We start from the raw sequence: 18,257 nt of genomic DNA on the forward strand, positions 1-18,257 counted from the left end.
CGGTGGCAATGGGTCCCGGCCTTCGCCGGGACGACACCGTGGTTGGGACACTCGCTTTAAGTAATCAACCCCTTCATCGGCCTTGCCGGCGCGCTGTCCGGAAACACCGTCTCGGCCAGCACGCGCTCGCCGAGGCCGAACTGATCGTGCAGCACGCCCTTGATCACGGCGCGCAGGTCGGTGGTCGGGGCGAGGTCGCGGGCCTGGTAGAGGTTGGCGGGCTTGAGGCCCGGCCAGTCGGTGATCATGCGGCCGCCATTGACAGCGCCGCCGGCGAGCAGCGCGATGGTGCCGGTGCCGTGGTCGGTGCCTTCGGTGCCATTGATGCGCGCGGTGCGGCCGAATTCGGTCGCCACCACGATCACGGTGTCGCGCCAGCGCGCGCCGAGACCGCTCTGGAATTCCGCCAGCGCGCCGTCGAGACCGCCGAGCAGCTGCGCAAGGCGGCCGACCGCGCCGCCCTCATTGGCATGGGTATCCCAGCCGTCGAAGGCGAGCGCGCCGATCCGCGGTCCGTCATCGGCGGCCATCAGCTTGGCGGCGCCGCGCGCCACCAGCCGCATCGCCGCCACGCCGCCGCCGGGCTTCGGCTTCATCTCATCGCCCTGCGCCTGCTTCTCGAGCTGCAAGCCTTGCGTCAGCGCGCTGGCCAGCGTCGGATCGCGATGCTGATAGAGATCGAGCAGCCGCATCGCGGTGTCGTCGGCAGCCTGCGGCAGCGCGGTCGGGGCCCAGCCGACGGTCGGCGCTGCGCCGCGCAGCACCAGCGGCGTGGTCGGGCCGACCGCCAGCGCGCTCGTCACCCGCTCGCCCTTCGGCAATGCTTCGAGCGCGCGGTTGAGCCAGCCGGACTGCACGCGGCCGGGACCGGGGAAGCCGCTCTCCAGCACATCCTGGCCGTCAAAATGCGAGCGGTCGCGATAGGAAGTCGCCACCGCATGAACCACCGCGGCCTGTTTGGCGCGATACATCCGCGCGAATTCCGGCATCGCCGGATGCAGGCCGAAGAATTGATCCAGCATCAGAGCCGCGTTCGGTCCATCGGCCCTCAGCGCGATCGCGCCATGCAGGCCGGCATAATCGGGATCGCCGACCGGCGCGACAGTTGCAAGGCCGTCGAGCGCGCCGCGCAGGATGATGGTGACGAAGCGCGGATCGCGGCCATCCGCGGCGCGCGCGAATTTCGGCAAATAGGCCCAGGCGGCAAACGAGGCGCCGCCGAGCAGCAGCGCGCGCCGCGACGTCGCCTGCATCCTCAGGCTCTCGGAGCAATCCATCGTCATCTCCTCTGGAATTCCGGCGACATCAGCAGCAGCGCCAGCGCCTGCTGCCGCGATTCCGCACGCTCGATGGTGCGCCGCGTCTCCGGCGCGGCGGCATCCGCGGCAACCAGCTCGAGCAATTCGCGCGGGTCGAACCGGTCGGCGAGTTGCGAGGCAAGCTGCGCCGAGATGTCGAGCCTGAGCTTGAGGCCTTCGGGCGCCGCCCAGGCCGCAGTGGTATCCGGAAAACCGTTCGGCCCGGCCGGCGACCACAGCGGCTGGCCGAGCACATTGAGGCCGTTGAGATAGCGGCCAGGGTCCTCGGGATTGCGCGCCAGCAGCCGGCCGGAGGCGAGCAGGAATTCGTAAGGAGAGCGCATTTTCGTCAACGTCGCCTGCCACGCCTCGTTGGAGCCGACCAGTGTCGTGGCGAGCGCCCTGAGATCACCGTCGGTCTTGGTAAAGCTATCCTGCAGCTTCGCTACCAACGCCGGCGGCGGATCGTCGGCGACGAAATGACGGGCGAATTTGGTCGCGATGAGTTTCGCGGTCGAGGGATGCCGCGCGATATCGGACAGCACCGCCTCGCCCTGCGCGACGCCGGCCTGCGCATAGGTCTTGCCCAGCACCTGCTGCGGCCCCGGCTGATGCGCATTGGCGTTGAACACGAAGCTGCCGGGCGTGCCGAGCTGGCCGCGGCGGCCGGCAAAGGTCCAGCCCGTGATGACGCGCGCCAGCGCCGTCACGTCGTCCTGGGTGTAGCCACCGCCGACGCCGAGCGTGTGCAGCTCCATGATCTCGCGCGCGAGGTTCTCGTTCAGGCCGCGATTGCGGTTGATGCCGGCGCGCGACTCCGGCCCGAGCGATTGCTGGTTGTCGAGGAAGAACAGCATCGCCGGATGCTGCTCGACCGCCTTCAGCATGTCCGAGAAGCGGCCGAGCACGTGCGGGCGGATCGCCTCGCGCTCGAACGAGCCGGCCCACATCCGCGCCAGCGCGCCCTTGTTGGCGGAGATGCAGAAGTGGTTGGACCAGAACACCACGAGCCGCTCGACGAAGCCGCAATCGGCAACCACGCCGCGCTGCAGCCGCGCCAAGGCCTCGGCGCGGAACGTCTTCTGGATGATGTTGAGCGGCTGCGCTGGCGGCTTCGGCGGACCTGCCATCGTCTGCATCGTCGGAGGCTGCATCGTGGCGGACGACGTCATCGCCGCGTTGGCGTTGTCGGGCGGCTGCATCGCCGGATCCTTGCCGGCGATTTCCTTCGCAGCAGTCGACAGCGACAGGTTGCGCCGCGGTTGCAGCTTCGCGTCCGAACCCTGCGGTGGCGTCTCGCTCGCACCCTGCTGCGCGGCTTTCGCGGCGTTGCGCTCTTGCTGGATCTCGAACTGATAGTCGAATACCTGCCTGCCGAGCTCCGGCGTCGAGAGCAGGCCCGGCACTTCGAGCAGCGCGCCGTTCGGACGCGCCAGTTCGGCCAGCACGAAACCGCGCGGATCGGAGGCCGCGTTGATGAAGTCGCCGGACGCCCCGCCACGCGCGCCGAATCCAAACCGGTTGAGCGCAATCAGCGCGGCTTGCGAATCACGGGCCATCGGAATTCCCTTAACGGCCTATCCCGGCTATATCGGTTGCGAGTATCATAGCGCGGTCGGGGATGAACCCGAGATTAATTCGCGCATTAAATCGCGGTTAGAAATGGACCTCTCGTCAAGCGATCGTCCCGAACAAGCTTCACCACGCCGGCTCGCTTGCACGGCATGCGGCAGCGAATTCTCCTGCGCGCTCACGGGATCGTGCTGGTGCTTCGACGAGAGCTTTCGCCTGCCGATGCCGACCGACGGCGCCGACTGCCTGTGCCCCGCCTGCTTGCGGACACTGGCGGAACAACAAGCCGCGACGAGCGGCAAGTGAACATACGAGTGAACGCGCCCTGGACCATCGACGCCGTCCTGCTCGACATGGACGGCACGCTGCTCGACACCGAGAAGGTTTACTTCGAGAGCCTGGTCGCGGCGCTCAATGCATGCGGCTACACCGACGATGTCGTCGCGCTGTGCCATTCCATGGTCGGCCTTCCCGGCCCGGTCTGCGAGGCGATGCTGCGCGATCATTACGGCGCGGCGTTTCCGCTCGAGGCGGTCAATCGCGCCTTCATCGTCACCCGCGATCGCATGTTTGACGCCGGCCTGCCGCTCAAGCCCGGGACGCTCGCGCTGCTCGACGGCCTTGCCGACGCCGGCCGCCGGACCGCGATCGTGACCTCGTCGTCGCGCCGCACCGCCGAGCGCCATCTCACGCTCGCCGGAATCCGCAGCCGCTTCGACACGCTGCTGACGCTCGAAGACGTGACCCACGGCAAGCCCGACCCGGCGCTCTATCTCAAGGCCGCCGCACGGCTCGGCGTGCCGCCTGCGGCCTGCATCGCGGTGGAGGATTCCAACCACGGCGTCGCCGCCGCGCACGCCGCCGGCGCTATCACGCTGATGGTGCCCGACATGGCGCCGCCGACCGAAGAGACGCGGGCGAAATGCGCGGCCGTGCTGCCGGACCTCAACGCGGTGCTGGCGCTGCTGCAGGAGCGCGGCGCGCTCTAAGCGTCGTTGCGGGCATTTCGAGGACCACGCCGGCGGGTTACGCCGGAGCCGTCATCGGACCGCGCTTTGCGCCATCCCGATGGGCGGACCCACCAGACGCACCATCGCGATCCCGCTCAGATCGTTCGCACCTTCGATGACTTCGCGGTCCTTGCGCGTTTCGCCGCGGCGTGACTGTCGCGCGCCGCGTGGCGGCTGCGCGTCTTCGCGTCCAGCGCCGCCTGTCGCGTTTCGCCGCCACCGCGGTGAGCGGCATATTCCTTGCCATCGATCGGCGCCAGATGGGGCGGGTCAAAACCGAGATAGGGGCGCGCGACGCCGAACTCCTTGCCGTGCGCGTCGACCCATTTCCAGAGCCTTTCCGACGATCTCCAACGGTCGTCGCGTGTCGCGCCGTCGGTGCTGACGATGTCGGCCGCGAGCCCATGGCCGTAGCCGCCACGGAAGCTGCCGCCGTGATACGACTTGTTGCTGGCCGCCTTCAGCCCGCTAGCAATCGACTGGCGGTAGTCATCGCGGAAGGCGCTGGTGATGCCGGGCGACAGGCCGGCCTGTTCCGCCGCGAGAAGCGCATGAAAGAGCTTCAGCTTGAAGCTCCGATCGACGCCTCCCATAACGTAGTCCATCATCGGCATGCCGGCTCTTTCGGCCGCCTTGGTATCCTTCCAGGCGAAATCCTCATCGACAAGCCGGGTGAAGGTTCTGGTGACCGTCACCATCTTCTTCTTTCTCTTGACCGTCACCTGCCTCTGCTCAGGCACCTTGATGGTGTCTTCCTTGGGCGTCCTTTGATAGAGCGCCCACAGATAGCGATCGATGCAGGCGTTGACGTCCCAGCATTCGTCGAGGATTTCGACGGAGTCCACCGCCGGCTTGGCGACGCGAGGCACCGGATCCGGCGAGTTCGCTACCGGCGCCTGCAGCGGTTGAATGTCCACCGGCAGCGCCGGATCGCTCAACGCGGCCTCGACGACAGGTTCCGCCTCGTGCACGGTCGGCGCAGCCTTGGCGGTTGCCACCGCTTCCTGTTCGCTCATGGTCACGGCATGAGGGCCATCGACGGCAGCGCTCGACGTGGCGGTTGCCGGCGATGTCGCCGATACGGCATCGGCGACGACAGCAATTGCGCGAGATTCATCAACCGACGCACCGGTGACTGACGCATCGGAGACTGACGCACCGATCATCTCGATGCCAGCCGAACCGGACGTCGCAAACCATGAGACAATGCAGCCCGACAGAACGACCGTCCCGCCCAACGCCGCCGCCCGTACCCGCCGCGAGTTCATCATCCCAGCCTCCACGGGCTCCTCGGGAGCCAGATTGCAAGCATGTGACGATGCGATCATCCGCCCGGGGCGTGGTCGCGCAATGGCGAAAAAAGGTTAACGACCCATCTTTCCGAACGATGTTGCCCGAATGCAACTCGCGCCCTACCCCCGTTTTCGCCCCGGCTTCGCCAGTGCCGTCTCGATCCGCGTGCGCGCGGCCTCGTCAGCCGCATCGTGGCTTGCCGCATATCCGCGGAGACGGTCGCTGCCCGCAGGCGCGTCGCAAAAATATCGAAAACAACCCCATGCAAAGGAGTTGGCGGCTGCCCCTCCGACACGGCAACTTGACACGACGGGCAAATCAGGTGCACATTTCTAATATTCAGAAATCGTGCAAGCTCACCCTCAATCGCGCCGCTTGCGCCCCTTCGTCGCCACCGCCGTCTCGATCAGCGTGCGCGCGGCCTCGCCCGCGGTCTCCATGTAGCTCGCGTCGTGATGCAGCAGCACGACGGCGAATGATCCGTCCAGCAGCAGCAGGATCTGCCGCGCCAGCTTTTGCGGATCGGCAATCCGCTGCTCCGCGAAGGTCGCGCGCAGCCAGTCCTCGAATTTCTTCTTGTGCGCGGCGCCGATCCTGATCGCGGGATGGCCGGGCATGTTGGCAAGCTCGGCCGAGGTGCGCAGGAAGCCGCAGCCCTTCCACTTGGGATGCCGGGCCGAACGCGCGAGGTTGCGAAAGATCGCCTCGACCTTCGCCGGCAAACCGCCCTCGGCCTCGGCGAACCATTTTCGGAACAACGCGAGGTTGGGCTGGTCGCGCGCGGCGAGATAGGCGGCGACCAGATCGTCCTTGCTCTTGAAGTGGTAATACAGCGTGCGCTTGGTGAGGCCGGCCTTGGCGGCGACCTCATCGACGCTGACGCGGCGGATGCCTTCATTGTAGAACAGCGCGCTCGCCGCCTGGACGATGCGCGCGCGGGTGGGCTCGGAAGATCTGGGCATCCGTCGTATGTATACTAACCAGTGAATATACACAAATTGCGGCTCACCCTACATTCAACTCCGCCCCACCCGAATGCCGGAGACCGCATCATGTCCGAACCTATCCTGCTCGAGACCCAAGACGGAATCGCCCTGATCACGTTGAACCGTCCTGAGCAGCTCAACGCGCTGAACTACGCGCTGATCGATCAGCTGATGGCGGCGCTCGACCGCATCGAGGGCGACGCCGCGGTGCGCGCCGTGATCCTGACCGGCGCCGGCGAGCGCGCGTTCTCGGCGGGCGCCGACATCAAGGAATTCTCCGAAAGCGTCGAACAGGGCGCGGCGGTCGCGGTGCGCGACTTCGTCCGCCGTGGACAGGCCATGACCGCGCGGCTCGAGGCGTTCAAGAAGCCTGTGATTGCCGCGGTCAACGGGCTCGCCTTCGGCGGCGGCTGCGAGATCACCGAAGCGGTGCATCTCGCCATCGCCAGCGACCGCGCGCTGTTCGCAAAGCCCGAGATCAAGCTCGGCATGCCGCCGACCTTCGGCGGCACGCAGCGGCTGCCGCGGCTGGCGGGCCGCAAGCGCGGACTGGAATTGCTGCTGGCCGGCGATCCCTTCCCGCCGGAGCACGCGCGCGAGATCGGGCTGATCAACCGCATCGTGCCGCACGATCAGTTGCTGAGTGCCGCGCGCGAACTCGCCGGCCGCATCACCAGGCACTCGCCCGGTGCCGTCGCCGGCACCATCACCGCGGTGACGCGCGGGCTCAACATGCCGATTGCCGAGGGCCTCTTGGTCGAGAGCGAGCAGTTCGCCGCGCTGGTGCCGAGCCACGATCTCGCCGAAGGCCTCGCGGCGTGGAAGCAGCGGCGGCCGGCGACGTATGTGGGAGCGTAGTCGGCGGCTCGTCATTGCGAGCGAAGCGAAGCAATCCATCGAACCGCATGCGCGGAAAGATGGATTGCTTCGTCGCTTCGCTCCTCGCAATGACGCAGGGAGAGAGTCGGGCCCTACCGCACCACCGCCGCGGTCTGCCCGAACAGCAGCTTGCGCTCCTCCTCGGTGCGGATCGCGGGCTGACCGAAGTTCGGGTTGACCTCCTTCGCCTTGGCATAGGCGCGCTCGGTCGCCGGGCGCTTGCCGATCGTCTCCAGCCAACGCTTCAGATGCGGGAAGTCGTCGATCTCCTGGCCCTGGTTCTTGTACGGCACGACCCAGGGATAGCTCGCCATGTCGGCGATCGAATAGTCGCCGGCGACGAATTCGCGGTCGGCGAGCCGCTTGTTGAGCACGCCGTAGAGTCGGTTGGTCTCGTTCACATAGCGATCGATCGCGTAAGGCAGTTTCTCGACCGCGTAGTTGCGGAAGTGATGGTTCTGCCCGGCCATCGGTCCGAGCCCGCCCATCTGCCAGAACACCCACTGGATCGCGTCATAGCGGCCGTAGAGATCCTGGGGCAGGAATTTTCCGGTCTTCTCGGCGAGATAGAGCAGGATCGCGCCGGACTCGAACAAGGAGATCGGCTTGCCGCCGCCCTTCGGGGCGTGATCGACGATGGCCGGAATGCGGTTGTTCGGCGCGACCTGCAGGAAGTCCGGCTTGAACTGATCGCCCTTGCCGATATTCACCGGGAACACCTTGTATTCGAGGCCGGTCTCCTCGAGGAACATCGTGATCTTGTGACCGTTCGGCGTGGACCAATAGTGGAGATCGATCATGGGCGTGATCCTGCATTTCCTGGGATTGCTGACGCATCGGTGAAAAAGATGCGAATGCATGAAGTTGGGCGCAAAGCGCCAGCCAAGTCAATGGCGGCGCATTGCACAGCGCGCGAATGTGATCTGCACACAACGCAAGCGCCCGATTGAGCCGCGCCACGATTGGACCTAGGCTCCGCGTACTTCGAATTGAAAAATTTTCAGAACAAGGGGGATTATCATGACACGTGATTTGGCACGACGCGATTTCCTGAAGGGCTCGGCGGCGATCGCAGGCGCGGCGGCCGCGGGCGCATTCTCCTGCGTCGAGATCGCGAGCGCGGCGCCGATCGAGGTGCCAACGGTCGACAAGCTGTCGATCCGCGTGCTGGTCGATTCCAGCTACGATCTTTTCTTCAAACCGAAACAGTCGGGCGGCGTCACCATCGCGCCGCCGCCGCGCGCCGCCGACTACCAGAAGTCGCTGCACAATGAATGGGGCCTGTCGCTGTGGCTGGAGTCCGAGGCCAAAGGCGCGCAGCGCACGCTGATGCTCGATTACGGCTACACACCTGATGTCCTGCTCAACAACATGGCGCTGGTCGGCGTCGATCCGTCGAAGCTCGACGCCCTGATCGTGAGCCACGGGCATTACGACCATTTCGGCGGCCTCAACGGCTTCCTCGACAAATTCCGCGACAAGCTGCCGGCCGACGTCAAGCTTTACGCCGGCGGCGAGGACAATTTCTGCCACCGCGTCAGCGCGACCCCGACCAAGGGCCAGTTCACCGATTTCGGCACGCTGGACCGCCGCCAGCTCGCCGCGCAGCGCGTCACCACCGTGCTGTGCGAGACCCCGACCGTGATCGCGGGCCACGCCTTCACGACAGGCAAGATCACCCGCCGCAGCGTCGAGCGCGTGCTGCCCAACACCTGGGTCGAGTTCAGCATGAAGGACGGACTCGGCTGCAACGCCAGCCACTATCTGCCGGCCGAGATGGAAGGCAAGATCGTGCCCGACGAGCACATCCACGAGCATGCGACCTGCTTCAACGTGCGCGACTTCGGCCTGGTCGTGATCTCGTCCTGCGGTCATGTCGGCATCGTCAATTCGGTGAAGCAGGCCCAGGAGGTCTCGGGCATCCAGAAGGTGCACGCGATCGTCGGCGGCTTCCATCTCGGGCCGGCGCCGAAGGATTACCTGACCGAGGTCGTCGCCGAGATCAAGAAGCTCGACCCCGACGTATTGATCCCGATGCATTGCTCCGGGCTCAACTTCGTGCAGGAGGCGACCGCGCAGATGGGCGACAAGGTGCTGGTCACGACCACCGGCAGCCGCCTCTCCTTCGGCATATGATCCGACCCGTCCTGCGCGTTGTTGCGCACGCCGGCGCCGGCCTGTGGCTGGCGCTGGCACCCGTGCTGGCCGGCGACGCGCCACGGCAATCGGCGCGCTCGGCCGCCGAGATCATGGACATCCTGATGTGGAATCGGGAGCCGGTCGGCGGCCCGTTCGCGCTGACCGATCAGGCCGGCCATGAACGTACCGACCGCGACTTCCGCGGCAGGCTGATGCTGGTCTATTTCGGTTTCACTTATTGCCCGGATGTCTGCCCGACCGATCTGCAGGCGATCGGGCTCGCGCTCGACAAGCTCGGTCGTGACGGCGACCAGGTGCAGCCGATCTTCATCACGGTCGATCCCGCGCGCGACACCGCGGCTCACCTCGCAGAATACGTGCCGATGTTTCACCCGCGCCTGATCGGGCTGACCGGCACCGATGATGCGATCCGCAAGGTCGCCGATGCCTACAAGGTCTATTACGCCAGGGTGCCGCAGGACACCGGCGACTACACCGTCGATCACACCGCATACATCTATCTGATGGACCGCGACGGCAATTATCTCGGCTTCTTCCCGCCGGGCACCTCCGCCGATCGGATGGTCGAGATCATCCGGCCGAGGCTCGCTGCGCCGGCACACTGACGCGCCGCGTCAGTGCATCCGCCCATGCGCGCGCAAAAAAGTCTCGCCGGTTTCCGTCACCATCACCCGCATGCCCTCGACCGAGGGACGGCGCGCGACATAGCCGCGGTCGACCGCGTCTTCCCAGATCGTCAGCCGCGGGCATGAGGTGCGCCAGACCTCGAGCACCTCGGCATAAGGCCGCGGCTCGCGGGCGACCCATTCGACGAGATCGAGCACCAGGGCGTCTATGGTCTCAGTCATTGGGTCCTCGCCGGGATCAGCAGGGATTGTCTGGCATATTTCTGCGCCGCTTGGCCTCGTCCCGCAAACTGAGTTATCTTGCCCTTGCATCAGTTTTCCTGAGGGTTCATGCGGCGGCTGCTCTTTCTCAACGGCATCAAGGCATTCGAGGCCGCGGCACGGACCGGCAGCTTCGCGGCCGCAGGCAGCGAGCTCAACGTCTCGGCCGCCGCGATCAGCCGGATGGTGCACCTTCTGGAAGAGCGGCTCGGCGTCGCGCTGTTCGAGCGCAAGGCGAACCGCCTCGTCACCACACCGGCCGGCCGCGCCTATCAAGGCGGGCTGACGCCGATCTTCGACGCGCTGGCGAGCCTCACCGCGCAGGTCACGGCGTCCGCGAGCGCGCGCGTGCTGACGGTCGGCGTCGGACCGACATTCGCGATGAAGTGGATGATCCCGCACCTCGCCGAGTTCCGCAAAGCCGAGCCTGACATCGAGGTGCGGATCACGACCGGCGGCATGGCCGTGCCGTTCGCCGATGATTGGAGCTGCGGCATCCAGCTCGGCGACGGCCAGTGGCCGGGCCTCGTCGCCGAGCCATTGTTCGCCGCCGACCTGATGCCGGTGTGCACGGCGCGGCTCGCCAACGGCTTGAAGCGCCCCGCCGACCTCAAGGGACCGAGCCTGATCCGCGTCGCGCATTCGCCCGACGACTGGCCATCCTGGCTGAAGGCGGCGGGCGTGCCGCGCCTGACCGCGCGCGGGCCGGAATTCCAGTTCTACGGCCAGGCGCTGCAGGCAGCCAGCGACGGGCTCGGGATCGCGATGGGGATCCGGCCCTATATCGATGACGATCTTGCCGCCGGCCGGCTGGTGGCGCCGTTTGCGCTCAGCGTGCCCAAGGGCATGCGCTGGTATCTCGTCTATCGCGGCTTCCATGCCGAGCAGCGCGATTTCGCCGCGTTCCGGCGCTGGATCATCCGCGCCGCGGCAGAACCGGCCGCTCGCCGCAAGGGAGCGCGCAATGGCTGACGAGACGGTCGATACGCTGGTGATCGGCGGCGGCCAGGCGGGGCTCACCATGAGCCATCGGCTGAAGCAGCGCGGCATCGGCCACCTGGTGCTGGAGCGGCGGCGGATCGCCGAGCGCTGGCGCAGCGAACGCTGGGACGGATTGATGTTCCAGTTTCCGAACTGGTCGGTGCGGCTGCCGGAGTTCGCGTTTCCGCACCGCGATCCCGACGGCTTCTCGGACACCGCTGCCATCATCGCCTTCATCGAGGACTACGCTGCCTTCGTCGCGCCGCCGCTCCGCTGCGGCGTCGAGGTCACCAGGCTGCGCCGCGATGCCGGCGGCTTCCTTGCCGAGTTCGCCGGCGGCAGCATCGCCGCCCGCAACGTCGTCATCGCCACCGGCCCCTATCAGCGGCCGCTGCGGCCCGACGTGCTGCGCGATCATCCCGGCCTGTTTCAGGTCCATGCCAGCGGTTACAAGAATCCCGCGCAATTGCCCGACGGCGCGGTGCTGGTGATCGGCGCCGGCGCCTCGGGCGCGCAGATCACCGAAGAACTGATGCGCGCCGGCCGCCGCGTCTTGCTTTCGGTCGGCCGCCACAACCGCTTGCCGCGCCGTTATCGCGGCCGCGACCTGTTCTGGTGGCTGGCCGAGATGGGCGTCGATGAGACCCCAGTGGAGCAGCGCGGGCCGTCGCGTCTGCTGCCGGTGATCTCGGGCGCCCATGGCGGCCACACCATCGATTTCCGCCGCTTCGCCGCCGACGGCGTGACGCTGCTCGGCCGCGTGACGGCGGCGCGCGGCAGCGTGCTCGCGATCGCGCCCGATCTCGCCACCAACATCGCCAATGGCGATGCCTACTACGCGACATTCCTCGGGATCGTCGACGACTTCATCGCGGCACGCGGCCTCGATCAGCCCTGCGATCCTCTGGCGCGCGTCCGGCTGCCCGATCCGCCGTGCCTCACTGCGCCCTTCGAGACGATCGACCTCGGCGCCGAGCGAATCCGCAGCGTGATCTGGGCCACCGGCTACGGCCTCGATCTGGACTGGATCGAAATACCGGTGCTTGACGCCAACGGCGCACCGCGGCACCGCCACGGCGTTTCCGAGGTGCCGGGTCTCTATTTCCTCGGCCTGCAATGGCTGTCGAAGATGAAATCCTCGTTCCTGTCCGGGGTCGGCGACGACGCGGCCGTGCTTGCCGATCATATCGCGGCCCGCAGCCAGGGCTTTTCGCGCGGTTCGCCCTAGGAAACCCAGGCAAAACAAAAGGCTGGAACCGCATTGCACCGCGGAAATAAACCGCGCGACTTGTGATCTGGTTCACATAGGGCGCCGCGCGCTCGTGCTTCCTTTGAGAAGGGCATCCCGAGGTCGCCATGATCTACAGCGGTTTTGAGATCAAGTCGTTTGAAGTGGGGAAGGGGCAATGGCACGCCAGGATTCAACGGGTCGATCAAAGGCCGGTCGTCATCGATGGCATGCCGTTTCCGATGCTCGACATCGGCTTTGCGTGGTCCGATCCGGATGCGGCGATCGCCGACGCGAAGAAAGCCATCGACCGGTTCCCACAGCGCTATGGCATGACGATGCCGGCAACCGAAGCGTCGGCGTGACCGGCAACGTGGTGCTCGCCGTCGTCCCGCAATGCGAGCCGGACCCGGTCTGGCCGGCAGAGGTCCGAACCAGCTGCCCGGAATGTGCCGCCCGGCTGTCGCTGCTGCGCGTGATTCCCGGCCGCGCCGCCGAATACTGGACCCTGCGCTGCGACGGCTGCGGCGGGATCCATCTCGACATCGTCGACCTGCCGCGCGGCTGACGTCCGCGACCGCGCCGCCTGCTGACACCCTGCTGTCAGCAGCATCGCCGCTGCGCCGATCCGGGCGTCGATTGCCCTTTTCTCGCTGCCGGACTCGTCCCATATTCCGGCCATGGCGAAGACACCGAACACTCCGAAAAAGCCCGGCAAAACCCCAAAATCCAAAGCACACCGGCCCGAGGTCCAACCGATCGGCCCGGCGCTGGCTGAATTGCTCAATCCCGCGATCAATCGCGGCGATGCCGGCATGGGTTCGGGCACCGGGTTGCAGCCGCCGCCGGACAATTCCTGGGACCGCCGCGCCAGCGGCGAGGCCGCCGCGCATCGCGCGCGGGCGTCGACGCGCGAGACCAGCGAGGGTGTCGCCAGGCGCGATGCCACAGGCCTCGAGGAAGCCCCGCAGGCCAATTACGGCACTTCGGCCACCATCCCGACGCTCGATCCGGAACTGGCGCGGCAGCTCGGCCTGCCGACCGCCGAGGACGATGACGAGGCCCTCGCCCGTCCGCCGCGCAGCAAGATGGAGGCGCTCGGCGTCAAGGCGACCGCCGACGCGCTGGAAAACCTGATCCGCGATGGCCGCCCGGAGTTCCGCAAGGACGACGGCTCGATGCGGGTGTGGACCCCGCACCGGCCGCCGCGCCCGGAAAAATCCGAAGGCGGCGTGCGGTTCGAGATCAAATCGTCCTACGAGCCAAAGGGCGACCAGCCGACCGCGATCGCGGAGCTGGTCGAAGGCATCGAGCGCAACGACCGCACCCAGGTGCTGCTCGGCGTCACCGGCTCGGGCAAGACCTACACCATGGCCAAGGTGATCGAGGCGACGCAGCGCCCGGCGCTGATCCTGGCACCGAACAAGACGCTGGCCGCGCAGCTCTATGGCGAATTCAAGAGCTTCTTCCCCGACAACGCGGTCGAGTATTTCGTCAGCTATTACGACTACTACCAGCCGGAAGCCTACGTCCCGCGCACCGACACCTATATCGAGAAGGATTCATCGATCAACGAGCAGATCGACCGCATGCGCCACTCGGCGACGCGCGCGCTGCTCGAGCGCGACGACGTCATCATCGTAGCTTCCGTGTCCTGCATCTACGGTATCGGCTCGGTCGAGACCTACACCGCGATGACCTTCGCGCTGAAGAAGGGCGAGCGCATCGACCAGCGGCAATTGATCGCCGACCTGGTCGCGCTGCAATACAAGCGCACCCAGGCCGAGTTCACCCGCGGCACCTTCCGCGTCCGCGGCGACGTCATCGACATCTTCCCGGCGCACTATGAGGACCGCGCCTGGCGCGTGAACCTGTTCGGCGACACCATCGAGACGATCGAGGAGTTCGACCCGCTCACCGGCCACAAGCAGGACGAGCTCGAATTCATCAAGATGTACGCCAATTCGCACTATGTGACGCCGCGCCCGACCTTGGTGCAGGCGATCAAGTCGATCAAGACGGAGTTGAAGCAGCGGCTCGACCAGCTCAACGACCAGGGCCGGCTGCTGGAAGCGCAGCGACTGGAGCAGCGCACTACCTTCGATCTCGAGATGATGGAAGCGACCGGCAGCTGCGCCGGCATCGAGAACTATTCGCGCTACCTCACCGGCCGCCGCCCCGGCGAGCCGCCGCCGACGCTGTTCGAATATGTGCCGGACAATGCGCTGATCTTCGCCGACGAAAGCCACGTCACCGTGCCGCAGATCGGCGGCATGTTCCGCGGCGACTTCCGCCGCAAGGCGACCTTGGCCGAATACGGCTTCCGCCTGCCCTCCTGCATGGACAACCGCCCGCTCCGCTTCGAGGAATGGGACATGATGCGGCCGCAGACCGTCGCGGTGTCGGCGACGCCGAGCGGCTGGGAGCTGAATGAAAGCGGCGGTGTGTTCGTCGAGCAGGTGATCCGTCCGACCGGGCTGATCGATCCGCCGGTGGACATCCGCCCCGCCCGCACCCAGGTCGACGACCTCGTCGGCGAGGTGCGCGCGACGGCGGCGGCCGGCTATCGCTCGCTGATCACGGTGCTCACCAAGCGCATGGCCGAAGACCTCACCGAATATCTGCATGAGCAGGGCATCCGCGTCCGCTACATGCACAGCGATATCGACACTATCGAACGCATCGAGATCATCCGCGATCTCCGCCTCGGCGCATTCGACGCGCTGGTCGGCATCAACCTGCTGCGCGAAGGCCTCGACATTCCCGAATGCGCGCTGGTCGCGATCCTCGACGCCGACAAGGAGGGCTTCCTGCGCAGCGAGACCTCGCTGATCCAGACCATCGGCCGCGCCGCGCGCAACGTCGACGGCAAGGTGATCCTCTATGCCGACGGAATGACCGGCTCGATGGAGCGCGCGATGGCCGAGACCACGCGCCGCCGCGAGAAGCAGGTCGAGTACAACGAGGCCAACGGCATCACGCCGGAGAGCGTCAAGAAGTCGATCGGCGACATCCTCAACTCGGTCTACGAGCGCGACCACGTGCTGGTCGAGATCGGCGACGGCGGCATGGCCGACGACGTGATCTCGATCGGGCACAATTTCGAGGCCGTGCTGAGCGATCTTGAAACCCGGATGCGCGAGGCCGCCGCCGATCTGAACTTCGAGGAAGCCGCCCGCCTGCGCGACGAGGTCAAGCGGCTGCGCGCCACCGAGATGGCCGTGGTCGACGATCCCACCGCCAAGCAGCGCAATGTGCAGAAGCAGGCCGGCGCCTATGCCGGCACCAGGAAATACGGCGATGCCGCCAACCTGCCGGTCAGCGCACTGAAGAACAAGTCGGCGCAGACCTCGCTCAAGGCGGGCCGCGGCGGCAAGTCCGGCTCGCGCGTCCACAAGCCCGACCTCGACGAGATGCACGGCCCGGAATCGCTGCCGTTCCGCCCGGGCGGCGCGCTGCCGGCCAAACCGTTCGGCACCACCAGCCGCATCATCCAGCCGACCGACTCAAGGCAGTCGGGGCCGGAGTTCGGCCCGTCGCCGCGAAGCAGCGGTGGTGCGCCGGGGAAACGGGGTGGGTGGAAGAAGCGGTAACGCATGACACGCGCCGCGTCGCCGGCGCGGATCGAGGGGATGCAGCTCGTTGTGCTGCCCCCTCTCGCCTGGACGGCGAGCGCTACGGCTGGACGAAGAACACGACATAGATCGCGCAGCCAATCGTCAGGAACGACGCCACGACGGCGAACCAATTGTATTTGATGCCGCGCGCCGAGATCGCGTTCTTCGCGAACAACAGCACGAGCCCAATAAAGATCGCCGCGAAGACCTTGCCCCAGAACAGCTTCAGAAGATGCAAATCTGCAAATGACATGCACGTGTCCAGGACGGTGCTGTGCTGAAGCCGCGCTACCGCTGATGCTGGCTGGTTTTTATCACGACAGAGGTCGTCGTGGAAACGGAGGCCGCCGCGGCACAGATTACGCCACTTCGAACGCCGGATGATAGCTGACATCCCCCTCGGGCGGATCGCCCTTCAGCACGCGGCGCTGGAAGTATCGGCTCGGCTCGCCGCCATAGGTCAGCGCGGGATCGCTGACGAAGCCAAAGCGTCCGTAATAGGCGGGATCGCCGAGCACGACGCAGCCCTCCGCGCCCAATGCCGCAAGCCGGTCGAGACCCCTGCGGATCAGCGCGCCGCCGATGCCCTGGCGCTGCAATTCAGGCGTCACCGAGACCGGGCCAAGGCCGTACCAGCGCCCGGCGACCCGATCGATCTTCACCGGCGAGAAAGCGGCGTGGCCAACGATGCGCCCGTCGTCGGACGTCGCCAGCAGCGAGAGCGTCAGCGCGCCGGCCTGGCGCAGTGCTTCGACGATGCGGGCTTCGGTGCCGCTGCTGTGCGGCGCGTTTGCGAAAGCGGCCGCGGTGAGCTCGCTGATCCCTGCAGCGTCTTCGGGGCGTTCGTCTCTGATCTGCATGCCGGCAGATAAGGCCGATCGGCGGCGAAGCGCAAGCTCACCCCACACTCACCACCGCGACCGCCAGCAGCGACATCATGATCATCGTGGTCATGAGCTGCAGCGAAACATTCGGCTGGCTGCGCCATTGCGCGATCTTCTCGGAGAACGACAGGCTGGCGTCGAAGAACACCGGCGCGTAGGCGTGCGCGAGACGGTTGGGGAATTTCGCGGCGAGCCATGGCGTGATCGCGGCGTAGACCAGCGAGGCCAGCACGACGTAGATCACCGCGCCGTAGCGTTCGCCGACGATTTCCGGGGCGTCCATGATCTTCAGCACCAGCACGGCGGCGGCGAAGATCGGCAGGCCCTGGAGCATGGCGGTGAGCGCAAAGCCTTCCAGCCGGTTCTGCGCAGGCGATTTCGGTGCAGCGATGGCGTTCATGGCGGCGTTTCCTTGGCAATCGGGTGATCCGATGCCGCCACGCTAGCTGTGCGCCATCGCCGGTGCCGTGATACGGGTCACGTTGCCGCGTGGCGGGGTGATGGGTATCGCTTCGCTCCAGCCATCCTACCGGCTGTCATCGCCCGGCTCGACCGGGCGATCCAGTACGCCGCGGCCTATCGGCTTAAGCACAACCGTCGCTGCAATACTGGATCACCCCGCATGCGCGAGTGATGACACCGAACAAGCTGTTTGACAGGTGAATCGAACTCTCGCCGTCGTCCTGGCGAAGGCCAGGACCCATTACCCCAAACGCGCATTATTGCGCCGCGCTGGGGCCGCGATCCCGTTCACGATCGAATGCGGTGGTTATGGGTCCCTGCCTTCGCAGGGACGACACCGAGGATGTAGAGCCACGCCCTACCCCGAGCGCCGGTTGCTGGTGTTCTGGGTCAGATTGCCGTGCGCGGCCTGCTCGCGGATGTTGTGCTTCTCGTCGTCGCGATGGCCCTTCGTGGTGTCGAGGGGAACGCCGGGGGCGCTGCCGGGGCCCTTGTGGCTCTTGTTGTCGTCGGGAACGGGCTGGATGGTCCTGGTTTTTGGTTTCGTCATCATCGTCTCCGTTACACGACAAGACAACGCCGCCCCTGCGGGCGGCGTTCCGGAAGTGCGACGTCACGACAGGCCGGGCCTTACAGCTTCTCCTGCTGCGAGGGCTGCGCCTGTTGCTGCTGGCGCTGACGTTCCTGCTCCTTGGCATGATGGCGGCCGTAGAGGCATCCGGCGGCCGCGCCGAGCACGCCGTGATGGCCGGCATAATGGCCGGCGACACCGCCGACGACTGCGCCCTTGATGCAGCCCTTGGCGTCGGCGGGCGAAGTTGCCGCAAGCGCAGTGACGGCAATAATGGATGCGACAAAAATGGATTTCATGGTGCGGCTCCAATGGAATTGTCAGGCATCAACGGCCAAGCCGCCTTGCTGGTTCCCGCCGCTTGGCGGCAGAAATACGCTGCGCACAAGCCCCGATCATGCTCTAAATGCCGCCGCATTGCGGACAGCG

Annotated in this window: 20 protein-coding genes; 9 read left to right on the plus strand and 11 right to left on the minus strand. The window is 66.5% G+C overall.

What is annotated here, in order from left to right; translation table 11 throughout:
- Positions 1 to 56: 56 nt before the first annotated feature.
- Both CK489_RS40300 and CK489_RS40305 read right to left on the minus strand, forming a co-directional pair.
- Positions 57 to 1,283 carry a DUF1501 domain-containing protein gene (locus tag CK489_RS40300; RefSeq protein ID WP_095736190.1) on the minus strand — a complete coding sequence of 409 codons (1,227 nt, stop codon included), beginning with the start codon at positions 1,281 to 1,283 and terminating at the stop codon, positions 57 to 59.
- A complete protein-coding gene (locus tag CK489_RS40305; protein ID WP_095736191.1) occupies positions 1,280 to 2,857 on the minus strand; it encodes a DUF1800 domain-containing protein in 1,578 nt (525 codons plus the stop codon). Before CK489_RS40305 ends, CK489_RS40300 begins: the two co-directional genes overlap by 4 nt.
- 327 nt (positions 2,858 to 3,184) lie before the next feature.
- Here CK489_RS40305 and CK489_RS40315 point away from each other — a divergent pair, with 327 nt between their 5' ends.
- Positions 3,185 to 3,859: an HAD family hydrolase gene (locus CK489_RS40315; protein WP_095736193.1), complete on the plus strand. Its 675-nt coding sequence runs from the start codon at positions 3,185 to 3,187 to the stop codon at positions 3,857 to 3,859.
- Positions 3,860 to 3,975: 116 nt separating this feature from the next.
- On the opposite strand, the gene CK489_RS40320 is transcribed toward CK489_RS40315, so the two are convergent.
- Entirely contained in the window at positions 3,976 to 5,151 is a 1,176-nt protein-coding gene (locus tag CK489_RS40320; protein ID WP_245350770.1) for a peptidase M15, read from the minus strand.
- A 384-nt stretch (positions 5,152 to 5,535) separates the two neighbouring features.
- Entirely contained in the window at positions 5,536 to 6,135 is a 600-nt protein-coding gene (locus CK489_RS40325; protein WP_095736195.1) for a TetR/AcrR family transcriptional regulator, read from the minus strand.
- Between the two features lie 90 nt (positions 6,136 to 6,225).
- On the opposite strand from CK489_RS40325, the gene CK489_RS40330 reads away from it, so the two are divergent.
- Positions 6,226 to 7,017: a crotonase/enoyl-CoA hydratase family protein gene (locus tag CK489_RS40330; RefSeq protein WP_095736196.1), complete on the plus strand. Its 792-nt coding sequence runs from the start codon at positions 6,226 to 6,228 to the stop codon at positions 7,015 to 7,017.
- Between the two features lie 113 nt (positions 7,018 to 7,130).
- Here the strand turns inward: CK489_RS40330 and CK489_RS40335 are convergent, their stop codons facing one another.
- On the minus strand, positions 7,131 to 7,838 hold the full coding sequence (locus CK489_RS40335; RefSeq protein ID WP_050630374.1) for a glutathione S-transferase N-terminal domain-containing protein: 708 nt from the start codon (positions 7,836 to 7,838) through the stop codon (positions 7,131 to 7,133).
- Positions 7,839 to 8,058: 220 nt separating this feature from the next.
- On the opposite strand from CK489_RS40335, the gene CK489_RS40340 reads away from it, so the two are divergent.
- Positions 8,059 to 9,174, plus strand: a complete 1,116-nt coding sequence (locus CK489_RS40340) for an MBL fold metallo-hydrolase (RefSeq protein ID WP_050630373.1) — start codon at positions 8,059 to 8,061, stop codon at positions 9,172 to 9,174.
- Complete coding sequence (locus CK489_RS40345; protein ID WP_095736197.1) at positions 9,171 to 9,803, plus strand: SCO family protein; 633 nt, start codon at positions 9,171 to 9,173, stop codon at positions 9,801 to 9,803. Before CK489_RS40340 ends, CK489_RS40345 begins: the two co-directional genes overlap by 4 nt.
- Before the next feature lie 9 nt (positions 9,804 to 9,812).
- Here the strand turns inward: CK489_RS40345 and CK489_RS40350 are convergent, their stop codons facing one another.
- A complete protein-coding gene (locus CK489_RS40350; protein ID WP_095736198.1) occupies positions 9,813 to 10,046 on the minus strand; it encodes a hypothetical protein in 234 nt (77 codons plus the stop codon).
- Between the two features lie 108 nt (positions 10,047 to 10,154).
- Here CK489_RS40350 and CK489_RS40355 point away from each other — a divergent pair, with 108 nt between their 5' ends.
- From CK489_RS40355 to uvrB, 5 genes are all read left to right on the plus strand, one after another.
- A complete protein-coding gene (locus tag CK489_RS40355; RefSeq protein WP_050630371.1) occupies positions 10,155 to 11,057 on the plus strand; it encodes a LysR substrate-binding domain-containing protein in 903 nt (300 codons plus the stop codon).
- The gene (locus tag CK489_RS40360; protein ID WP_095736199.1) at positions 11,050 to 12,294 is read left to right on the plus strand and encodes an NAD(P)-binding domain-containing protein; all 1,245 of its coding nucleotides are present in this window, start codon (positions 11,050 to 11,052) and stop codon (positions 12,292 to 12,294) included. The genes CK489_RS40355 and CK489_RS40360 overlap by 8 nt, the downstream gene beginning before the upstream one ends.
- Positions 12,295 to 12,422: 128 nt before the next feature.
- A complete protein-coding gene (locus CK489_RS40365) occupies positions 12,423 to 12,659 on the plus strand; it encodes a hypothetical protein (protein WP_050630369.1) in 237 nt (78 codons plus the stop codon).
- A complete protein-coding gene (locus CK489_RS40370; protein ID WP_430649204.1) occupies positions 12,656 to 12,862 on the plus strand; it encodes a hypothetical protein in 207 nt (68 codons plus the stop codon). Before CK489_RS40365 ends, CK489_RS40370 begins: the two co-directional genes overlap by 4 nt.
- A gap of 112 nt (positions 12,863 to 12,974) precedes the next feature.
- The gene (gene uvrB / locus CK489_RS40375; protein WP_095736200.1) at positions 12,975 to 15,887 is read left to right on the plus strand and encodes an excinuclease ABC subunit UvrB; all 2,913 of its coding nucleotides are present in this window, start codon (positions 12,975 to 12,977) and stop codon (positions 15,885 to 15,887) included.
- 82 nt (positions 15,888 to 15,969) lie between these two features.
- On the opposite strand, the gene CK489_RS40380 is transcribed toward uvrB, so the two are convergent.
- From CK489_RS40380 to CK489_RS40400, 5 genes are all read right to left on the minus strand, one after another.
- The gene (locus CK489_RS40380) at positions 15,970 to 16,164 is read right to left on the minus strand and encodes a hypothetical protein (protein ID WP_143278332.1); all 195 of its coding nucleotides are present in this window, start codon (positions 16,162 to 16,164) and stop codon (positions 15,970 to 15,972) included.
- A gap of 106 nt (positions 16,165 to 16,270) precedes the next feature.
- On the minus strand, positions 16,271 to 16,771 hold the full coding sequence (locus CK489_RS40385) for a GNAT family N-acetyltransferase (protein WP_095736202.1): 501 nt from the start codon (positions 16,769 to 16,771) through the stop codon (positions 16,271 to 16,273).
- Between the two features lie 37 nt (positions 16,772 to 16,808).
- Positions 16,809 to 17,195, minus strand: coding sequence for a hypothetical protein (locus CK489_RS40390; RefSeq protein ID WP_050630366.1), 387 nt, complete (start codon positions 17,193 to 17,195; stop codon positions 16,809 to 16,811).
- Positions 17,196 to 17,615: 420 nt separating this feature from the next.
- Positions 17,616 to 17,807: a hypothetical protein gene (locus CK489_RS40395; protein WP_245350772.1), complete on the minus strand. Its 192-nt coding sequence runs from the start codon at positions 17,805 to 17,807 to the stop codon at positions 17,616 to 17,618.
- Between the two features lie 80 nt (positions 17,808 to 17,887).
- Positions 17,888 to 18,127: a hypothetical protein gene (locus tag CK489_RS40400; RefSeq protein ID WP_050630364.1), complete on the minus strand. Its 240-nt coding sequence runs from the start codon at positions 18,125 to 18,127 to the stop codon at positions 17,888 to 17,890.
- Positions 18,128 to 18,257 lie beyond the last annotated feature (130 nt).

Source organism: Bradyrhizobium sp. UFLA03-84, assembly GCF_002289535.1.
GTDB lineage: Bacteria > Pseudomonadota > Alphaproteobacteria > Rhizobiales > Xanthobacteraceae > Bradyrhizobium > Bradyrhizobium viridifuturi.